The organism is Corynebacterium evansiae (genome assembly GCF_027570065.1).
GTDB lineage: Bacteria > Actinomycetota > Actinomycetes > Mycobacteriales > Mycobacteriaceae > Corynebacterium > Corynebacterium evansiae.
Map to the genome: position 1 here is coordinate 1 of NZ_JAKMUT010000022.1, position 1,256 is coordinate 1,256.

Annotated in this window: 1 rRNA gene; it reads left to right on the forward strand. The window is 51.4% G+C overall.

The annotated features are described in order from the left end of the window. Window positions 1-418 precede the first annotated feature (418 nt). Window positions 419-1,256: ribosomal RNA gene (locus L8V00_RS09965) — 16S ribosomal RNA — on the forward strand; the annotation flags it as partial.

A 1,256-nucleotide genomic window follows, 5' to 3' on the forward strand; every position in this document is an offset into this window, starting at 1 on the left:
GTGTGCGTAGGTTGTTTGAGAACTCAATAGCGTGATGAACCAAGTTTAGATACTTTGTTGACCAACCTTTGTGTTGATTCTGATGCATTGTATGTCTTTATCACTTTTGTGACTTGTTTCAGTGCTCCACTAGCTCGCATGGATTGTGGGTTGGTGGTGGTTACGCCAGCGTGGGGTTAACGCTTCCACGATATGTAATGTGCGTATCCCAGCAAGAGTCGCCTTTTTATGGGTGCTTGTTGGGCTGATAGAGGTTTTGGAAAGTTTGGGATGTATGTTGTGTCTGATCAATAACCAGCAGCGTTTTGTGTTGTTGGTGTTGGTTGATGTGATTTATTTATCCTTTTTTCAATTCTTTTGTCAGTAATTTTGTTTATTTTTGCCTGGTTTTCAGGCTCACCATGTGTCTGATGGCATTTTTATGGAGAGTTTGATCCTGGCTCAGGACGAACGCTGGCGGCGTGCTTAACACATGCAAGTCGAACGGAAAGGCTCCTTGCTTGCAAGGGGTACTCGAGTGGCGAACGGGTGAGTAACACGTGGGTGATCTGCCTTGCACTTCGGGATAAGCCTGGGAAACTGGGTCTAATACCGGATAGGACCATGCTTTAGTGTGTGTGGTGGAAAGTTTTTTCGGTGCAAGATGAGCCCGCGGCCTATCAGCTTGTTGGTGGGGTAATGGCCTACCAAGGCGACGACGGGTAGCCGGCCTGAGAGGGTGTACGGCCACATTGGGACTGAGACACGGCCCAGACTCCTACGGGAGGCAGCAGTGGGGAATATTGCACAATGGGCGCAAGCCTGATGCAGCGACGCCGCGTGGGGGATGACGGCCTTCGGGTTGTAAACTCCTTTCGCTAGGGAAGAAGCCACTTTGTGGTGACGGTACCTGGATAAGAAGCACCGGCTAACTACGTGCCAGCAGCCGCGGTAATACGTAGGGTGCGAGCGTTGTCCGGAATTACTGGGCGTAAAGAGCTCGTAGGTGGTTTGTCGCGTCGTCTGTGAAATCCCGGGGCTTAACTTCGGGCGTGCAGGCGATACGGGCATAACTAGAGTGCTGTAGGGGAGACTGGAATTCCTGGTGTAGCGGTGAAATGCGCAGATATCAGGAGGAACACCGATGGCGAAGGCAGGTCTCTGGGCAGTTACTGACGCTGAGGAGCGAAAGCATGGGTAGCGAACAGGATTAGATACCCTGGTAGTCCATGCCGTAAACGGTGGGCGCTAGGTGTGGGGGTTTTATTTACGATTCC